14 protein-coding genes and 1 pseudogene are annotated in these 19,867 nt (G+C 36.5%); 8 read left to right on the top strand and 7 right to left on the bottom strand.

What is annotated here, in order from left to right; translation table 11 throughout:
* Position 1 precedes the first annotated feature (1 nt).
* Entirely contained in the window at positions 2 to 961 is a 960-nt protein-coding gene (fepB, locus tag QQS39_RS18600) for a Fe2+-enterobactin ABC transporter substrate-binding protein (protein ID WP_285805151.1), read from the bottom strand.
* Positions 962 to 1,329: 368 nt separating this feature from the next.
* Between fepB and QQS39_RS18595 the strand changes: the two genes are divergently transcribed.
* Positions 1,330 to 1,503 carry a hypothetical protein gene (locus QQS39_RS18595; RefSeq protein ID WP_285805150.1) on the top strand — a complete coding sequence of 58 codons (174 nt, stop codon included), beginning with the start codon at positions 1,330 to 1,332 and terminating at the stop codon, positions 1,501 to 1,503.
* 22 nt (positions 1,504 to 1,525) lie between these two features.
* Positions 1,526 to 3,487 (top strand): insecticidal delta-endotoxin Cry8Ea1 family protein, encoded by a 1,962-nt coding sequence (locus QQS39_RS18590; protein WP_285805149.1) that lies wholly within the window; start codon positions 1,526 to 1,528, stop codon positions 3,485 to 3,487.
* A gap of 61 nt (positions 3,488 to 3,548) precedes the next feature.
* Here the strand turns inward: QQS39_RS18590 and QQS39_RS18585 are convergent, their stop codons facing one another.
* The 5 genes and pseudogenes from QQS39_RS18585 to QQS39_RS18565 all read right to left on the bottom strand — a co-directional run bounded on the left by QQS39_RS18585 (position 3,549) and on the right by QQS39_RS18565 (position 11,116).
* Positions 3,549 to 4,343 carry a cell envelope integrity TolA family protein gene (locus QQS39_RS18585; protein WP_285805148.1) on the bottom strand — a complete coding sequence of 265 codons (795 nt, stop codon included), beginning with the start codon at positions 4,341 to 4,343 and terminating at the stop codon, positions 3,549 to 3,551.
* Positions 4,344 to 4,370: 27 nt separating this feature from the next.
* Complete coding sequence (locus tag QQS39_RS18580) at positions 4,371 to 7,415, bottom strand: TonB-dependent receptor domain-containing protein (protein WP_285805147.1); 3,045 nt, start codon at positions 7,413 to 7,415, stop codon at positions 4,371 to 4,373.
* Between the two features lie 41 nt (positions 7,416 to 7,456).
* Positions 7,457 to 8,752: pseudogene (locus QQS39_RS18575) on the bottom strand (surface lipoprotein assembly modifier).
* A 254-nt stretch (positions 8,753 to 9,006) separates the two neighbouring features.
* Entirely contained in the window at positions 9,007 to 9,807 is an 801-nt protein-coding gene (locus QQS39_RS18570) for a Slam-dependent surface lipoprotein (RefSeq protein ID WP_285805146.1), read from the bottom strand.
* Positions 9,808 to 10,228: 421 nt separating this feature from the next.
* Complete coding sequence (locus QQS39_RS18565) at positions 10,229 to 11,116, bottom strand: LysR family transcriptional regulator (RefSeq protein WP_285805145.1); 888 nt, start codon at positions 11,114 to 11,116, stop codon at positions 10,229 to 10,231.
* Positions 11,117 to 11,343: 227 nt separating this feature from the next.
* On the opposite strand from QQS39_RS18565, the gene umoA reads away from it, so the two are divergent.
* Positions 11,344 to 11,880: a UmoA family flagellar biogenesis regulator gene (umoA, locus tag QQS39_RS18560; RefSeq protein ID WP_151436518.1), complete on the top strand. Its 537-nt coding sequence runs from the start codon at positions 11,344 to 11,346 to the stop codon at positions 11,878 to 11,880.
* Positions 11,881 to 12,135: 255 nt separating this feature from the next.
* Positions 12,136 to 12,999, top strand: a complete 864-nt coding sequence (locus tag QQS39_RS18555; RefSeq protein WP_285805144.1) for an ATP-grasp fold amidoligase family protein — start codon at positions 12,136 to 12,138, stop codon at positions 12,997 to 12,999.
* A gap of 75 nt (positions 13,000 to 13,074) precedes the next feature.
* On the opposite strand, the gene fdhD is transcribed toward QQS39_RS18555, so the two are convergent.
* Positions 13,075 to 13,905: a formate dehydrogenase accessory sulfurtransferase FdhD gene (gene fdhD, locus QQS39_RS18550; RefSeq protein WP_285805143.1), complete on the bottom strand. Its 831-nt coding sequence runs from the start codon at positions 13,903 to 13,905 to the stop codon at positions 13,075 to 13,077.
* Positions 13,906 to 14,083: 178 nt separating this feature from the next.
* Here fdhD and fdnG point away from each other — a divergent pair, with 178 nt between their 5' ends.
* The 4 genes from fdnG (at position 14,084) to fdhE (ending at position 19,861) form a co-directional block, all read left to right on the top strand.
* Entirely contained in the window at positions 14,084 to 17,131 is a 3,048-nt protein-coding gene (gene fdnG / locus QQS39_RS18545; RefSeq protein ID WP_285805142.1) for a formate dehydrogenase-N subunit alpha, read from the top strand.
* Between the two features lie 11 nt (positions 17,132 to 17,142).
* Entirely contained in the window at positions 17,143 to 18,081 is a 939-nt protein-coding gene (fdxH, locus tag QQS39_RS18540; protein WP_151436514.1) for a formate dehydrogenase subunit beta, read from the top strand.
* Positions 18,078 to 18,734: a formate dehydrogenase cytochrome b556 subunit gene (gene fdoI, locus QQS39_RS18535; protein ID WP_151436513.1), complete on the top strand. Its 657-nt coding sequence runs from the start codon at positions 18,078 to 18,080 to the stop codon at positions 18,732 to 18,734. The genes fdxH and fdoI overlap by 4 nt, the downstream gene beginning before the upstream one ends.
* 206 nt (positions 18,735 to 18,940) lie before the next feature.
* On the top strand, positions 18,941 to 19,861 hold the full coding sequence (fdhE, locus tag QQS39_RS18530; RefSeq protein WP_151436512.1) for a formate dehydrogenase accessory protein FdhE: 921 nt from the start codon (positions 18,941 to 18,943) through the stop codon (positions 19,859 to 19,861).
* Positions 19,862 to 19,867: the final 6 nt, after the last annotated feature.

The raw sequence follows: 19,867 nt of genomic DNA, 5'->3' as shown, positions 1-19,867 counted from the left end.
GTTATTGCTTATGTTTACTAAAACGCGCGACCATCTCATTGATAATTTCTTGCGCGCTGTAATAATCAATACGAAATGAATTTGCGCCTAAACCATAAACCTGCTTATTTTTTATAGAAGGTAAATTGGCAAGAATAGGATCAGCCATAAATACATCGGCTTCTTTAGCGGTTCCACTTAATAGAAACGTTGTGGGTGCGGTGAGTTGTGTTAAATGCTCATATTGAGCCCACACAAAATCTGAAACAGGTTTATCTTTCGGTTGCCAAGCGAGATCTGCGCTTTCAATGGTAAAACCGAGTTGTTGTAATAATACGGCGTGAGGGCTGGTGGTTAGTGAAACAGGGTTAACAGTACCGGCACCAAAATAAGAGATAATATTGACCTGACCTTCTGGTAGTTGTAGCGCGTCTTTCCCCTCTTTTACTATATTTGCAAAACGCTGTAATAGTGTATCTGTCTCTTTTTCTTGTCCAGTGGCTTGTGCTAATTGTAAAGCCAGGCTTTCCCAACTCTGTTTGCCGTAATCTAAAACAATGGTAGGCGCGATTTGTTTAAATTGCTCAACTTGAGGATAAACCGTATCTCCCCCATTTACAGAAACAACGATTAAATCAGGTGCATAAAGATAAGCCATCTCTAATGAAACACTGCCCGCAGACCACAGTTTTTCAACATTTCTCTCTTTTGCTACTTTATCCCATTGGGCAAAAAACAGACCATTGGCTGCAGTTGAACTTGCAACCACAGGAGCTTGCATTGCAAGAAGCGTTCCGGTGATAGAAACCGATGCAGATAAAATACGTTGTGGTTTTGCTTTAATTTCGGTTTTAGTGCCATCAACACTTGTAAAAGTACGAGGCCAAGATTGGCTATCAGCGCCAACATCAAAAGCATTTGCTGTATTAACAATAAAAGAAAAAAGAAAAAGACAGGCAATAGAGACAACGGATTTAAACATGACCACTTTCCAAGTAAATAATCTTTACTTTAAATAATAAACGTAATTATTAATGTTAATCATAATCAATATCATTAACAACATGGATTTGTGGGGTTGTGATAGGAAAAATGAGAATGAGCGCACAAAAAACACTTTATATAGTGTTATCACCAAATTAAAAAACACGGATTAAGGCAGATAATAAATTTTATCTCTCTCTTTCTAAACATCGTCATACCTTAATGAAATGAGAGTTAAGAACCTAATCATACCTGCTAAATGAAATACGTTTAATTTATCATAACCCCATGATAATAAATGAAATTGTTAATATATGAAATTTGATGCAAAAAAGAGAGGACAACAACACAAGAAAGGAAATAAAGATGAGTTCAACACAACCAACAAACTACAATATTATCGTGATGTCCGATCCTCAACCTTGGAGGCTAAAAGACATAGATAATAATGATCCTAATGATGATCAATCCCGTTGGGGATCAACGATAAAAAAAATAAGGGACAATATTCAATTATTACACCGTGAAAAATGGAATTAATTTTTAAATAAGGAGCTTCATTATGCATTTTAATCCGTTAAAAATACTAATTAGCCCATCATCATTACCAGCAACCACACCATTAATCAGTATTAATTATCAAGATCTCAAAAATGGCATGCTAGATATGATAAATCGCAACGATAATACATTGCCAACGATTGTTGATAGATTTAATGAGCAAGATCCGTTAAATGCTCCAATGGTTGTAGGCCAAACAGTGATTGGGCATATGATTAGTTTAGTGCCTGTTGCCGGTGGTGTTTTATCAAAAATCACCGCTGCACTCTTTGGTCTAATGAGCAAAAATATGAAAAATGAATCATCAGCTAAGCAAATTATCGAACATATCTCTCATATTATTGATAATAAAATCGCTGAGAATAACGTTGAGACAATCAAATTCACCACAGAGGTAATATCTAACGTTTATCAGTTATTTTCTGATTCATTTGCTCGTTATCTTGATCCCACAATGAATTATTCGACTCAACAAAAAAAAGATTTACGGGAACAAGTACTCAACCATTTTGATGCTGTTATTTATATCATCGTTTCTCAACAACCCTTAGTATTAAATTTAGCGCAATCAGCGGGATTACCTTTTTATTGTCACTGTTGCGCCCTTTTTGTTGCGGCACATTGCGATATCTTAACGAATAGAGATAAACTTGAATTGGAAGACGACTACTTTAAAAGTAATTTAAAAAACCTAAGAGACAGTATCGATAAATTCAATACGGCTATTCATTCTGCAATTTATAAACAAACGGCTAATGTATTTCAAGATGACTATAATAAATGTAATACTTTTTTATCAGGTCTTTATACCTCTGGCCTTTCTTATTATCAATCTTGGGTCAAACACAGTTTTGAAATTGAATTTAATACACCATTATTTCATTGGAATAGTTTAGAGCTTTATGGGAATGATTATAGTCACTATCCCAATCTGAATTATTACGATACCTATTTCGCTATTGGCAAAGATATTTTACATAGAACATCTATGTTGCAAAGTATGGAAGCTTATTCTCATGCTAATACCATTATTCGTATTAAACACAATTACTTAAGTATTGAAAAAGTAAAAGATAGTTATCAATATGAAGGTTGTTATGGTGTAACTGGTGATAGAAATGATGAATTAAAAACAGAAATCTTTTTTACGCCAGATAGTAGTAAGTCATATTTATCACCTGATCAAATTTTCCCTTCTGTACGTTATATTTCTAATGCCCTTGAGGGTAAATTAGACTATATGGTACTTGATGATGTGAATAATGGTCATTTTATCATTGGAGCAGGTAATCGATATTATAAATACTATATGAATATTCCCGGTTACTGTTTTAATGGTATAAATCTTTATTTAAGCAACCATAATGATGAACAATGCAATGCTAAATCAGACTCTCGGCTAATAGAATCTGCGCCTATATTCCGTTTTTATGACGGTTATGCTTCTCTTACGCTAGAAACTAAAAACCACTTACCGATACCACAAAAAAGCTATGAATTGGATTTAAATCATGGGTTTGATACACAATTAAGTAAAGCTCTATTTGGTTATAGTGATATGCTGGTGGGTAAAAACTGTATTTTGCTAAATAAAGAAGCCTATTTTTGCTTACCATCAGAAGAAACGATTGGAAAAACAGATAATACACAAAAAATGAAGGTGTTATTACAGTGCGCTGCTGAAAGTGAACAAACACTTTTAATTTCAGTAAGAACTGGTGATGCCATTAGCGGTGCTTTAATTGCTTCAAATGCCTTTTCTCTTGGCCTAAATCAGAACAATATCGTTTATAAAATAACACCTTTACTTAATCATCCAATTACAAGAAATAAAGCTTTATTTCGTACCTATCAGCTTGAACTAGAATATTTATTTCCCCGTGAAAATGAATCAAATCTCTATTTTCATTTGCACTTTTCTAATCCCAATACAGTATTAGCCGATATGACGGTGCTGTTCTAATAATTAACTCTGATAAAAACACCTAAATTGCCATTGTGCTTTAGGTGTTTTATCTATCCTATTAATTTAATTGAAAATCCAATGAAACAACTAAAGGATTTAATAAGCTTTCGGGTTTAGGGCCGATGGGTTTTACGCGTTTAACCGCAGCAATAGCCGCATTATCAAGAGAAGAAATACCAGAAGTACTTTCTATCTCAATCCTTGAAACCGCACCCTCTGATGTTAGTGAAAAACTCACCACTACCTGACCTTCATGTTGCATACGACGTGCTTGTGAAGGATAACGTTTATGACGTTCTATTTCTCGACGCAGTGAACTAATATAGTGATTATCCGATTCACCTTGCCCTATTCCATTTTCACTTAATGCATGACTTCTTCCTGCTAACGAGCTTGCAGTATATTGCGTTAAGCTTTCTGCCGATGCTTCGGATGTCATTTGCGCTATTTGGCTTTCTAAATCAGTCTGTTTTAACGGCTCTACTTTTTCTTGCGCCACTGGCTTTTTCACTGGTGTGATTGGTTTTATGGGTATAGGTTTTTCTTTGGGTTTTTCAGGTATTTTCTTGGGTGCTTCAACAAACTCTCCTTTTTCGGCACTTGGTAAAACAACGGGCGTTTCTTGAGGTTCCGTTTCCACTAAAGCCTCTGGTACGACTGTCGATTGTTGGGGAGGTGAAAATACCACTTGGTAAACGGATAATGTATTTTCTTGTTGCTGATGAATATGGTGCGCACTTTCTGTCATAGAAAGTGAACGTAACACCCAACTTAATATGGTGATATAAACTAACGATATCCCTATTAGCCAATAATAAATATTAAGCGGATGCCTGACAGAAAGTGCCAACATAAATAAAAGCTCCTTACTTTCTTTTAATTAAAATTGTGCAGTAACACCTAATCGGAACGTTCTTCCCGGTGCGGGCATACCTGATCGCGTTAATGGATCAATGTAATATTCGTTTAATAAATTACTGCCCGTTATTTCAAAAGATAAATTAGGGCTATATTGATAGTTAATATAGGCATCAACGGTAAAGACTTCTGCCCAACGCATCGGGTTATTATTTTGACCGTACATTTCTCTTGGTAACTTTTCTTTTAGCCATTTTTCATCTTTATTTTCTACTTCTGATGAATAGAGCCAGCGGCTACCTATTTCTAATTTATTATCTAACCAACGAGTACCTAAATGTAAATTAACCGAATATTTAGGCTGAATAGAGGTACGCAAAAAACCACCGGGATATCCCCCTGTCATACACTCTTTAATACCTAAGAAACCAAAGGGATCATAGTTACTAAAAGCATTTTTATCACATACCTTATTTTTATGACTATAAACGAGAGCGGTATCCATAAAGATAAAACCGTTATCAAAACGTGCTTGAACTTCCAACCCTTCTAATTTTTGCTTTTCAAATTGCCTAATTTGCCAATTCGCATCTCTATCAAACACATTTTCAATATTGGTATAAAAATAATTAATTTTAACGTCAGCATGGCGCTCTATATTAAGCCAATCGGTAAAATCAAACACAAACCCAAACTCTGTACTTTTGGCTCGTTCTGGTTTTAATTTAAAACCATAATAGCGGGCTTTAGAGCCTGAAAATCCGCTAGTATCTTCAAATAAATTAGGTAAACGCAGTTGCTCAGTATAGCGTCCATAAAAACGCAATATATCGTTGGCATACACCGTTGCAGATACCAAGGGTGAAAATGCACCATGTTGATAACTAGGTTCAGGTAAAAATTTATCTTTATTATCGTCAAGATAAATAGGGATTGATTTAGAAACCCCCATTTCATATTTATTAACTAATTTACCTGTAATTGGATCAGGTACTTTTTCATTGATATTAAAATAACCGTTTAAGAACATATTTTTACTTTTAGGTAATTCGCCATTTTCATCATAAAGTAAAACGGTATGTTCCCTGATCATAAGGCGTTTTTGGGCAGATTTTATATTGAGATTTCCTTGTTCATCACGAAGAAAATCTTCTTGCATCATATCAACCTGAATTCTTTTAACTTCATGACTATTAATAATCTTTTCTTTTATTTCAGGTAATAATTTTTCATATTCAGGATAAACAAATTTAGAGTGTAAAAACTCACGCACTTTTTTGTCTATTTCTGGATAACGTCGATAATTTTTAAGCTCTTCAGGTAACGTCTCCACATCAATCCGGTGAATTGCTCTATATAATAAATACTCCTCCGCAGTTAATGTGCGTCGATAAGGAAGTACAAAACCTCTAACAGAAGGTGTTTTCTCATACCCCTTTACTTTATTTTGTCGCTTATTATTTAAAAAAATATCTGTTAAATGATAATAATGATATTTACCGCCAGCAGTAATAGCTAACCAAGAAAGCGGTTTCCAATCAGTGGAAAGGGCTAAATTAATTTCATGACGTTGCCCTGCTCGCCCTGCGGTAACAAAATCAAGCCCCTCTGGCAGGTTAATTTCATCGCTATCTAATTTTTCAAATTGATAGTTACTGGAAAATGAAATAGAAAATTGAGGTGATAATTTAAGTATTGATGATAAGTCAATACCGTAACGATTATTTTCTTGATAAAGAGAAGATGTATCAATAAATCCAGTATCGATATTAAGATTCCAGTTATTAATATTGAAATCTACATATTTCGGCTCTCTTGGTTTACCACCACGAGTATTGGTATGACCTGAGGTTAAATTACCCCATAGCCTTAATAATAAGTCTGTTTTTTTATCTTCTGGTTTATATTGATAAGTTAATATTCCTGCTTGTTGTGTAATATTTCCTAAAGGCCATTGATTTACTAAATTTTTATCATAACGAACCCAACTTAAACGTGATGGCATAATATCGCCAAACAGTAAGTCAGTGTATCGGTAATTAATGGAAAAACGATGTGCTGATTCAGGAAATAATGCCCCTTTGACTAAAAGAGAGCGACTACGATTAGAGGTATTTGGTACTTCATTATCAGGTCGATAAATATGAGCAATAAACGGTAAATAAGGCTCAAAATTTCTTGCGCCGTCTCTTACATGAACTGATTCAAGTAAGTCTTTATCTGTCTCACTATAATTTTTGGCATTTCTTTTTCCTGCAAAGTAATTACCTTTTTCTCGTAATGCATAGGCAAATAATAAATTAAATTTTTCCTCTTCAAAACCGATACCTAAACGAAAAGAATAATCTCGAAAGTTTTTTATTTTACTTTTTTGAGGTGTGATTTCTAAAGCAGGATCAATAAGGTATGCATTTTGCTGATAGAAATTTGGATATTTACGATAATCTTCAGTCATATTCATATAAACTTCTTTATATCGTGTAGAGTTATTACTAATATCCCCTTTAAAGTTAATTCCAAAAGAGTCACCAATAGGCACAATATCTCGAATATCTAAGGTTTTTACTGCAATACCGCCACCGATACCGGTTTTCATATCCGGGGTTAATGAAGGACCTTTTTCAATATAGATACTACTAATCAAATTAGAATCAATATAGTTACGATTAGATGCCCCACTGTAACCACGGTAAACGGTAATTGCCTGCTCTGTTCCATCCACAGTAACAGGAATTCGCCCTTGCCCTTGAATACCCCGAATATTCGGATCAAGCGCTCCACCATTACGTGCTTCACCACTATAAACACCAATCGCACTTTTTAGTAAGTCCGCTGGTGATACCCCCTGATAACGCTCTAATAGCTCTTTACCTAAATAAACATTAGAGACATCTTTCTCATAAACTTGAGCATAACCTTGTTTATCTTTTTCTTTATTATCTGAAACCTGAATATGACCAAGATCGGTTTTATCTTCTTTGGCTTGCAGATAAAAACAAGGAGAAAATAGCGATAGAGATACGAAGATTGAAACAATTTTCCGCTTTCTAAAAAGCATTATATGCATTGTTTTACCTATTTAATTGATAAAGAAAGTAACTTATTTAATTAAAATTGTTTTTCTAATTTAAATAACACTTCATGTTGCTGATATTGATATAACCAATCCACATTGCTTAATCTTCGGGTATAACGTAACTCTATTGCGGGGTAAAACCCTAAAATAAAGGGTGATTTATTTTTAATATTGGTTGTAAAAACAAAGCTATTGTCTTTTCTTCTCTTTTTTAAAAAAGGATTATAGTTATTAAAATATTTAAATTGATACTATAAAAAAAGAGATATATTCCAATTTTCTAACAATGGATAATAAACGCCAGTTTTTATACCATATAGCTGATAATTTAATAAAGTGTTTTTTTTACGTTCTAATTGATAATTTAATTGATTAACTAAATGCACTCGATTATTTAAATAATAGTTATGATTAGTACTATAACTAAGTCGCTGACTATTTAGATTATTTAGCGCCTTTTGATATTTCTTTATTTTATAATCAAAACTTAAATTAATAGTTTGCTTTTTATTAAAAAAATAAAAAAATTGTGTTTCACTACCCCATGCTTGATATTCATATTGAGCTTGTGATTTTTTTAATTCGTAATAAGGTGTTATTAACCATTGGTATTGAGGTTTTTGATAGCGATAACCCAGTTGGGTGTATAATGCCAAAAAATTAGCGCTACGATGAGAATGATAATCTATATATCGTACATAATTATAAGAAGAAAAAGTATGGTGAGAATAAATGATAAAAGGCTGATAAAAAGAAAAATAATGAGTAAGACCTGTTGATGCGATAGGTTTTGCACCTCTTAACGTTATTTTTCTTTGAGTGGATTGTGAGACAATTTTATCAGGTAAATCAGGTGCATGGTTAATATTATCATCATAAAAGAAGCTAAGTTGATAAAAACGTTGCCCTTGAAAATAAGATGCTAACTTAACCTTATAAAATGCAATGGATTGGATAATATCTTTAGGTAAATCAATCATATTATTCAATTGATTCAGTTGCTGCTGTGCTTTTTTATATTCTCGCAAATGAAAATAAAGTTGAATTAACCCTGTTTGTGCTGGGATAAAATCGGCTTTTTGCTTAAGTTGCTGCTGATAATAAAATTCAGCATTTAAAAAATCGCCTCTGTTTTGAGCCAGTAACGCCTTTGCATAATTGACAAGTAATACTTCATATTGAGGCTGTTGTTGATAATAAAGCAATAATTGTTCGGCTTTTTGCCACTGCTGTTGTTGCAAATAGTGGTAAAGTTGCTGACCAATTTCCGCGACACTTCTTTTATTAAATTGATCACGCAATAATTTATCATTATTTTCTATCGCCATACTATTAAATGATAAAAAAATAAGTAGTAAAGCCAATAACCTTCTTATGAAAGGTCGATAATAATTCATGGTATATCCTTATAATAAAAACCGACCTATTCCTTAAGATCGGTTTATTTTTGATAAAAAAAAACAGATAACCCTATACCTGATTATCTGTTGCTAACATTTAGCTTAATGACCACTAATACCACTTTTTAAAGAATTAACCGATTGTATTACCAAACAAATTTATAATATTATTTTTGAAAAAATTAAGAAGCATCCGTGCTTGCTGTTATTTCTTCACTTTCACTGCTATTTTTCGCACCACCAAAACCAATATCTTTTGTGTGATCCGAACTGAACACCACAACACCCGCTAACACTTCAGCACTCTCGCCAAAAAAGGCTCCTTCAACAACCCCTGATGTTGAGCCTTCTTTCGCATCTGCAGAAAACGTCACTTGGTTATTTGCGGTATAAAGATTTCCATTTTCTAACTCAACCGTACGTTGGCTATTTGCCAATGAACCGTCAATTTTCTTTTGTGAGAAATCAACATCAAACGAACCTGAAAGTAAGTTACTACCACTGTATTGGCTAATACCCGTTATCGTATAAGTGGCACTATCTGTTGGTAATGTGGTTGTGACGTCTTTACCAACATAATAGGTTTGATGTGTCGCATCCGTTACTGATGTTGTTTTTGCCCAGTCACCAAAATAGACATTGGCATCCGTAATTTTAGCGAAATGAAAAACCCCCATATCTCGATGGCTAGCAGGCGTACGTTCATTTGGCTGAATAGTGTAAACTCCATTACTATCCGCACTACTTCCCATCATTGGCGATGTTAACGAAGCAAAACCAATTTTTTTCCCACCTCCTATGCCACTAATACCAACACCCGGCTCTCCACCTGGCATTTGATGATAGCCTCGATTAACAGCATCACTTGCTCCCACTTCCATCGTCGTTAAAGGACCGCTTTGATTAGAATGAATTTCAGCTTGTACAGTATGCGTACCCATTAATATAAATAATGCACAAGATAATTTATTAACATTTTTCATAATAATTTCCATATCATTAGTTTGAGGGTGTGGCTACTTATTATAAATAATAAGTAGCCACCTACAGAGGTATTACTACTTTATCTTTACAGCTTCACTTTCGAATATAAAGCTCGCTGTTTCTGGCGTAGGTAATATTAAATAAATCTCTTTTGTTGTAAATAACAGATTTTAATTAAAAAGATTTTAATTAACCTTACTTATATTATGAGAATTAAATTAATTAAATGATTTAACTTAATTTTTTATTTAAACACATAAAAAAACAAAGAATATTTTATGTTTATTTTTGTGAACAAACTCGCAATTATTTATCTTTATTCGTTTTAAAACTAATTAATATTTATTAGGTATCTTAGCTTTATTATAAGCTATATTTTAAAATATAATCATTGCCAAAATTAAAGCCTTTTTTCATTCACTATATTTTATTTATTTCCTCAGGAATTATTTTTATAAAAATATCACGATCTTTATTCTGAATATTATTATTCCAAATAACACCTATTTCCCATTGTGTATACAAACCTGACAGTGGCAATAAAGTGACTTTTTGTTTATCACAAATAAGTTCTGCATTTTTAGGTACCAATGCCATTCCTAATCCAGCAGAAACTAACGCTAACTGTGTTTGAATATCTTGTGATTGCTGCAATACACGAGGTTTGATTTGATGATGCAGCAAAAAATCATCGATTTGTTGATGCAGTTTTTTTCCCTTTTCAGGAACCAACTGAATAAGCCCAAGCGTATTAAAGTAGTGTAATGGATCATCATCAGTTTCTAACACCTTAATAGTTTGCGTGGGAATTGCTAACATTAATCGCTCTTGTACTAATGAAATACCCTTTAGTGGCGCTGTGACAGGTAAACGTGAAAACGCAAAATCAAGCTCCCCTAAAAGTAATTTATCTTCCATTGTATTAGAAGGCATATCATCAATATGCACGGTAATATCAGGGTGAGCGTGATTAATTTTTGCCAATAATGGTGTAATAAAATTTAATGAGGACAAACCAAATCCTGCATAAAGCTCTGCTTTTTGAGGTTCACTTAATTGACGTGCCTGTTTTTCTAATACTCGGGCTTCTGTTAAAACTGCTTGAGATTGACTCAGTAAATACTGTCCTTCAGGCGTTAATTTTGCTCCGTGACGTCCTCGTTGAAAAAGAGTGACACCTAATTGAGATTCCAGCGTTTTTATCTGTTTAGTGAGTGCCGGTTGGCTAATACAAAGCCTTGATGAGGCTTCACCAAAATGTTCTGTTTCCGCTAAAACAACAAAAGCATTCAATAAACGGGTATCCATGATTAATTATTAATCCTATTTCACTCTTCCTTTTTATTATTCTAACATAGAATAAATAAATAAAATTAATAACCACCAAAAATGCATTAATAAGCACTTATTCTTTACGTTTGATAACATTTTGGAATGAAATGAGATAACAGCTAGAAATAACAGGGTTATACGCCTCTGTTTCACGGAACAAATACCTTATTTATTGGCATAATAATGGCAATAAAGGAGTGTTTATGTCTGCTAAGTCCCTATTTATAGTTATTTCATTATTAGGATCATCTGTTTCCTGTTTGGCAGGAGATGGCTTAGTGGATAGAACATGGACAGCTTCAGGATTAAATACACAAAGTTATCGACAAGCATTAAGGCAACCGACCGCAACCTCTCGATATACTCTTTTTAATATCACGCCAGATATGCCTGTTCCGGGTGGTGCAAGCCATTCTGATCCTCAAGGTATCCGTTATATTGCCATGAAGTATGGTCCTTATGGTCAGCCTGAACACTATAAAACCTACCAAATTATGTTTTCCCACTATTCAAATAGTAGTACGAAGAAAATTCGCTATTTAGGGGAGTTATATACTGTTGTCGGTGATATCTATTTAATTGATCCTTTTGCAACAGCCAATGAGTGGCAACGTGGTCGTAGCCAAATTGTTGAAGAGTACTATGAGATATTAGATGCGCACGGAAATAGAACAGGCAAAGGGTTACGCTTTAATAATTGGGATAAACCAATTCATATAACCAAATGGTCATCAAATTAATATATTCTTAATCAATATTCCTCTTTGTTAACTCTCTCTTAATGTCATCATTTTTTCTTTTATTAAAATAAGCACTTTGAATATTAACCTACATTAATACTTTCTAAGTTTATATAAATAAAAAATATAAGCATATCAATAACTGACATTATTCTCTTAATTTCTATTTAATTTACTTGTTTCTTTAGATAGAAGTTTAACCCACAGAAAAGTTAGTTTTTATTTCACTTATCTATTTAAAATAATCATTAGCTTATGAAAATCATAGAATATTATTTCAAACAATTTCGAACTATCGCATTGCCTGATCGAATCTATTTAAAGAATAAATTTATTCGTAACTTAGGTTATCAACCCAACTTTAAAATACCGACATCACTTAATGAAAAAATCAATGCACGTATGCTATTCGATAGAAACCCAATTTATACGCGCTTAGCAGATAAAATCAAAGTAAGAGAGTATGTCATCGAAAGGATTGGTCCACACTATCTGGTTCCTATCATTAATACCTATTCTCATCCTGATGAAATCGATATCACTCAACTTCCTTCACGTTTTGTACTCAAATGTAATCACGATAGTGGTAGTACAATTATCTGCCTTGATAAAGCAACTTTTGATTTTGAAAAAGCAAAGCAAAAGCTTCAATTTCATTTAAAACGTAATCTCTATCCCGTCACTCGTGAATGGCATTATAAAAACATCAAAGCTCAAATTATCTGTGAAGAATATATTGATTTATTTGATACACAAAATCCAATGATACCAACGACTTGTCGTCTTCACTGCTTTAATGGTCAGCCTCATTATGCTGAAATTGATATTTCTGATACCAAAGGGAATGAGTATATAAATGTGTACGATACAAATTGGCAGTTACAACCCATCACATTAGAAGATCCCAACACACCAGAACTTGTTGAAAAACCAACTCAATTTGAAAATATGTTGCAATTAGCCGCTAAAATGGCAAATGGCTTTAATTATTGTCGAGTTGACTTTTTAATGTCTGAAAATAGGCTTATCTTTAGCGAAATGACCTTTACCCCAAATGCAGGACGTATCCCCATCAAACCTAAAGAGTGGGATTACAAATTAGGGGCATTGTGGCCATAAAAGAGAAAATTAAATAGGTGTAAATTGTTACATAAAACGATTTACGCCTATTTTTAAAAATTTCATTTGATTTAGTCAATCTGTCAGTCGTTGTGGATGCGTAAATACCGTCGCTCTTCCGCGACGACAAAAACCCACCAGCGTAACATTGTATTTATTAGCAACTTCAACCGCTAAAGAGGTTGCAGCAGAAACGGCAAATAAAATTTCAGCACCACACATGGCCGCTTTTTGTACCATTTCATAGCTTGCTCGGCTTGAAACTAATACCGCGCCTTCATGCCATTTTTCTTGTGCTTTCATACCTAAAAGTTTATCAAGCGCAACATGACGACCGACGTCTTCACATCCTCCTTGCATTTCACCTTCTGGCGACAACCAAACAGCAGCATGTGTACACCCCGTTAGCTCACCGATTTCTTGAACGGTTGTCATTTGCTCTAAAGCTTTATCAAGATTTGAAAGTGAAAATGTTTGTGTAAAAGGTAACGGTGTAATAGGTCGGAAAATCTCTTCTAGTTGTTCAGTTCCACAAATACCACAGCCAGTACGGCCAGTCATATTGCGGCGTCGCTCTTTTAATTCCATAAAGCGGCGACTTGATAATTCAACTTGAACTTCAATGCCTCCGTTACAACTTTCTACAATTTCGATACTGCGAATTTCATTCGCAGATTCTATAATGCCCTCGGATAAAGAAAACCCGACAGCGAACAACTCTAAATTTTTAGGGCTTGCCATCATAACAACGTGAGAAATTCCGTTGTACACTAATGCAACAGGAACTTCGAGTGCAATATAATCGTCTTCTTGTCTGTTAAGAGATCCTTTGTGTTGCACAATTGTTTGATCTACGCCAATGATTACACGTTTAGTTAACAATTTTGTCGATTTTGTTTCATCCATAAGATGAATTCCTAAATTTATTAATACATAATAACAATACGGGTAAAACGATTTTACACTACCTATCAGGCAATGAACCTGATCCTATTAAGGATAATAGGAATAAAACAACAATCAGCTCCATTTTCGTGAAGAAAATCAGAGTCAGTAAAAGCAATGTATGATGAGGAGAGACCCCATGCAGGTCAGCAGAAGGCAGTTCTTTAAGATCTGTGCTGGCGGTATGGCAGGTACTACAGCGGCGGCGCTTGGTTTTACACCAGCAGTTGCGCTAGCAGGCTCACGTCAGTATAAATTACTGAGAGCACGCGAAACCCGCAATACCTGTACGTACTGTTCTGTCGGTTGCGGACTATTAATGTATAGTCTGGGCGATGGCGCAAAAAACGCAAAAGAAACAATATTCCATATTGAAGGTGACTCAGACCATCCAGTAAACCGCGGTGCATTATGCCCTAAAGGTGCTGGTCTTGTGGATTTTATTCACAGTGAAGGTCGTTTAAAACACCCAGAATACCGTGCACCCGGCTCGGATAAATGGGTAAAACTTTCATGGGAAGAAACGTTTGATCGTATTGCGCGCTTAATCAAAAAAGACCGCGATGCCAACTTCCAGAAATTCAATAAAGAAGGTGTAGAAGTCAACCGTTGGTTAACAACAGGTATGCTTTGCGCCTCTGCAGCAAGCAATGAAACTGGGTTTCTAACTCAGAAATTCTCAAGAGCGCTTGGGATGCTGGCTGTCGATAACCAAGCGCGTGTCTGACACGGACCAACGGTAGCAAGTCTTGCTCCAACATTTGGTCGCGGTGCGATGACCAACCACTGGGTTGATATGAAAAATGCCAACCTTATCGTCGTAATGGGCGGTAATGCGGCAGAAGCACATCCTGTGGGATTCCGCTGGGCGATGGAAGCTAAAATCCATAATAACGCCAAGCTCATTGTTATTGATCCTCGCTTCACCCGTACTGCGGCTGTTGCGGATTTCTATACGCCTATCCGTTCTGGTACTGATATTACGTTCTTATCGGGCGTTATCTTATATCTGCTCGAAAATAAGAAATATCAAAAAGAATACGTTGAGGCTTATACCAATGCTAGCTTGATTGTCCGTGAAGACTATCATTTTGATGATGGTTTATTCAGCGGATATGATGCAGAAAAACGTAAATACGATAAGACCACTTGGAACTACGAGATGGATGAAAATGGTTTCGCAAAACGCGACACCACATTACAACATCCTCGTTGTGTCTGGAATCTGTTAAAACAACACGTTAGCCGTTACACGCCTGATGTGGTTACTCAGATTTGTGGTACACCAAAAGATGATTTCTTAAAAGTCTGTGAATATATTGCTGAAACAGCAGCGAAAGATAAAACAGCATCTTTCCTGTATGCATTAGGCTGGACTCAACATACCGTCGGCGCTCAAAACATTCGTACCATGGCAATGATCCAATTACTGTTAGGTAATATGGGTATGGCTGGTGGCGGTGTTAACGCACTACGTGGTCACTCCAATATTCAAGGCTTAACTGACCTCGGTCTATTATCTCAAAGCTTACCAGGTTATATGACGCTGCCTTCTGAAAAGCAGACTTCATTAGAAACCTACTTAGCCGCAAATACGCCAAAAGCGACAGTACCGGGACAAGTTAACTATTGGGGCAATTATCCTAAATTCTTCGTCAGTATGATGAAGACATTCTATGGTGATAATGCTCAACGTGATAATGATTGGGGCTTCTCACTGTTACCTAAGTGGGACAAACCTTACGACGTTCTGCAATACTTCGACATGATGGATAAAGGTGAAGTCAACGGCTACCTCTGCCAAGGCTTTAACCCAGTGGCATCATTCCCGAATAAGAACAAAGTTATTCGTTCATTATCAAAACTGAAATTCCTTATCACAATGGACCCGCTAAATACTGAAACTTCGTGTTTCTGGCAGAACCATGGTGAAGAGAACGACGTTAAAACAGCAGATATTCAGACAGAAGTTTTCCGTCTGCCAACAACCTGTTTCGCAGAAGAAGACGGCTCTATCGTTAACTCTGGTCGCTGGTTACAATGGCACTGGAAAGGTGCTGATGCCCCAGGTGTTGCTATCCCTGATGCTGAGATTTTATCTGGTATTTTCCATCGTTTACGCCAACTCTATAAAGAAGAAGGCGGCGCGATGCCAGAACAGGTGTTGAATATGACTTGGGATTACTTCGATCCTGATAATCCAACATCTGCAGAAGTTGCACAAGAAAGTAATGGTAGAGCATTAGTCGATTTAAAAGACTCTGATGGCAATATCATTCTGAAAAAAGGTCAACTGCTTAGCTCGTTCGCTCAGTTACGTGATGATGGTACAACAGCAAGCGGCTGTTGGATCTTCGCAGGTAGCTGGACAGAGAAAGGCAACCAAATGGCTAACCGTGATAACTCCGATCCTTCAGGATTAGGAAATACACTAGGTTGGGCGTGGGCATGGCCTCTTAACCGTCGCATTATTTATAACCGCGCATCGGCAGACCCACAAGGTCAACCATGGGATCCTAAACGTAAATTAATCGAATGGGATGGCAGCAAATGGACAGGTATTGATGTACCTGACTATAGCAACGCTGCACCGGGTTCTGATGTAGGTCCATTTATTATGCAGCCGGAAGGTATGGGACGTCTGTTTGCTATCGATAAGATGGCAGAAGGTCCATTCCCTGAACACTATGAGCCAATTGAAACACCATTGGGAACTAACCCACTGCATCCAAATGTGGTTTCAAATCCAGCAGCGCGCATCTTTAAAGATGACTGGGAAGATATGGGTAAAGCAGAAGATTTCCCATATGTCGGTACAACTTATCGTCTGACAGAGCATTTCCACTTCTGGACTAAGCACGCGCGCTTAAATGCGATTATTCAGCCACAACAATTTATTGAAATTGGTGAGCGTTTAGCCGCAGAAAAAGGCATTGTTCAAGGCGATACCGTTAAAGTCAGCTCCAAACGCGGTTATATCAAAGCCAAAGCGGTGGTGACTAAACGTATTAGAACCCTAGATGTTGATGGGCGCAAAGTGGATACCATTGGTATTCCTATTCACTGGGGCTTTGAAGGTGTTGCAGTGAAAGGCTTTATTGCGAATACGTTAACGCCATTCGTTGGTGATGCAAATACACAAACGCCTGAGTTTAAAGCGTTCCTTGTTAATGTGGAAAAGGTGTAAGGAGATAAATTATGTCACTGCAATCCCAAGACATTATTCGTCGCTCTGCTACCAATTCCCTCACTCCCGCGCCACAGGTGCGGGATTACAAGGAAGAAGTGGCAAAACTTATCGACGTAACAACCTGTATCGGCTGTAAAGCCTGTCAGGTTGCTTGTTCTGAATGGAACGATATTCGCGATAAAATTGGCACTAACGTTGGTGTTTACGATAACCCAACTGACCTAACGCCGAAATCATGGACAGTGATGCGGTTCTCTGAAGTTGAAGAGAACGGCAAGCTGGAATGGTTGATTCGTAAAGACGGTTGTATGCACTGTGCTGATCCGGGCTGTTTAAAAGCATGCCCAGCAGAAGGTGCTATCATTCAATACGCTAATGGTATTGTTGATTTCCAATCAGAACACTGCATTGGTTGTGGTTATTGTATCGCTGGTTGTCCTTTCAATGTGCCTCGCATTAATGAAGAAGATAACCGTGCTTACAAATGTACGTTATGTGTTGACCGTGTAGAAGTCGGTCAAGAGCCTGCATGTGTGAAAACTTGCCCAACAGGCGCGATTCATTTTGGTTCGAAAGAAGCCATGATCAATCTTGCTAGTGAGCGTGTTTCTGAACTGCAAACTCGTGGTTACGACAATGCGGGTCTTTACGATCCACAAGGTGTGGGTGGGACACACGTAATGTATGTTCTCCATCATGCTGATAAACCAAACCTGTACCATGGTTTACCAGAAAACCCAGAAATTAGCTCTACCGTTAAATTCTGGAAAGGTATCTGGAAGCCATTGGCTGCTGTTGGTTTTGCCGCAACCTTCGCGGGTGCGATTTTCCACTATTTAGGTGTCGGTCCAAACCGTACAACTGAAGAAGATGAAGAAGAAGCACTCAAAGAGATGGAAGCATCTTCTAAAACACAGACCTCTGTGAATAAGGAGGAGCAGAAATGATGAAGAAGAAAGGTGATAAAATTCTTCGCCATACCGCGTCAGAGCGTATAAACCACTGGGTCGTTGTGATTGTCTTTCTGTTCACAGCGATCAGCGGCTTGGGTTTCTTCTTCCCATCTCTGAACTGGTTCATGAATATTTTAGGAACACCAGAGCTGTCGCGCTTATTACACCCATTCGTGGGTAGCTTGATGGCGTTCCTCTTTATCTTTATGTTCTTCAGATATCTGAAGCACAACTTTATCGATAAAGATGACTTAGTCTGGGCTAAAAATATTCATAAAGTACTGCAAAATGAAGAAGCTGGCGATATTGGTCACTACAACCTGGGTCAGAAAGGGATCTACTGGACATTAAGTCTCAGTCTGATCTTACTGACAGTCAGTGGTGTTATCATTTGGCGTCCTTATTTTGCAGAGTATTTCTCGATCCCAGTGATTAGAATTGCCTTATTAGTTCACTCATTATCAGCAATCTTACTGATAATTACCGTATTGGTTCACGCTTATGCGGCATTCTGGGTAAAAGGTTCAATTCGTAGCATGATTGAAGGCTGGGTAACTCGCGGTTGGGCTAAAAAGCATCACCCTCGTTGGTATCGTGAAATTCTCGAAGAAGAGAAAAAAGAAGCCGAAAAGCAGTCACAGAAATAATGCCTTAAAGTGTATTTCTAAACAAACGGAGGCTTGTTAGCCTCCGTTTTTTATTCAATTTACGCCCATTTTTAAGACGTAAAAAACAATAAAATCACGCTATTATTACCCACTGTCATGGCTTCGTGTTTACATTTGATTTATTCTGAAGCCAAACCCTGTGGGTATTCACTATAAAATTTATGATAATAGGAAGATAGAACGTTATGAGTATTCGCATCGTTCCTAAAGAGCAATTAGGTAAAGAGCAATCAGAAAAAGGGATTAGTTTTATTCCACCCGTATTATTCCCTAATCTGAAAAACCTTTATCAGCGTCGTGCTGAACGTTTTCAAACACTAGCAAAAGATAATCCTTTCGCAGATTACCTTGAATTTGCGGCAGAAATTGTCAAAGCGCAAGAAAAAGCACTTCATGACAATCCATTAGTCGTCGATCTTGCCCCACTCCTTACGCAGCAAGTCGGTGTAGCGCCTTTAGATAGAAAAACATTTAAACGCAGTAAACATTGGCATGCTTTATTAGCCTCAATTATTGCTGAATTACGTCCAGTTGTGCCTGAAAGTGCCACCATCACTTTAGAAAATCTCTCTAAAGCGTCTGAAACTGAATTAGAAGACATGGCAACGGCATTACTCAATGATGAATATTCAAAAGTCTCAGCAGATAAGTCTGTCTTTATTTGGGCAGCATTGTCTCTTTACTGGGCGCAATTAGCAGCGAATATTCCCGGTAAGGCTAAAACAGAATACGGTGAAAATCGTCAATTCTGCCCAGTTTGTAACAGTATGCCTGTGGCAAGCATGGTACAAATCGGCACAACACAAGGTTTACGCTATTTACACTGTAATTTATGTGAAACACAGTGGCATGTTGTACGCATTAAATGCACCAACTGTGAATTAACAGGTAAATTAAATTACTGGTCTTTAGACAGCGAAAATGCCCCTGTAAAAGCAGAAAGCTGTGGTGATTGTGGAAGCTATCTGAAAATTTTATATCAAGAAAAAGATGCCAATGTGGATGCTATCGCTGACGATTTAGCGTCGATTGTTCTTGATGCAAAAATGGAAGAAGAAGGCTTTGCTCGTAGCAGCATTAATCCATTCCTGTTCCCAAATGAATAATAATTA

Source organism: Proteus appendicitidis, assembly GCF_030271835.1.
Lineage (GTDB): Bacteria > Pseudomonadota > Gammaproteobacteria > Enterobacterales > Enterobacteriaceae > Proteus > Proteus appendicitidis.
This window is presented reverse-complemented; position numbering and strand designations above follow the sequence as displayed.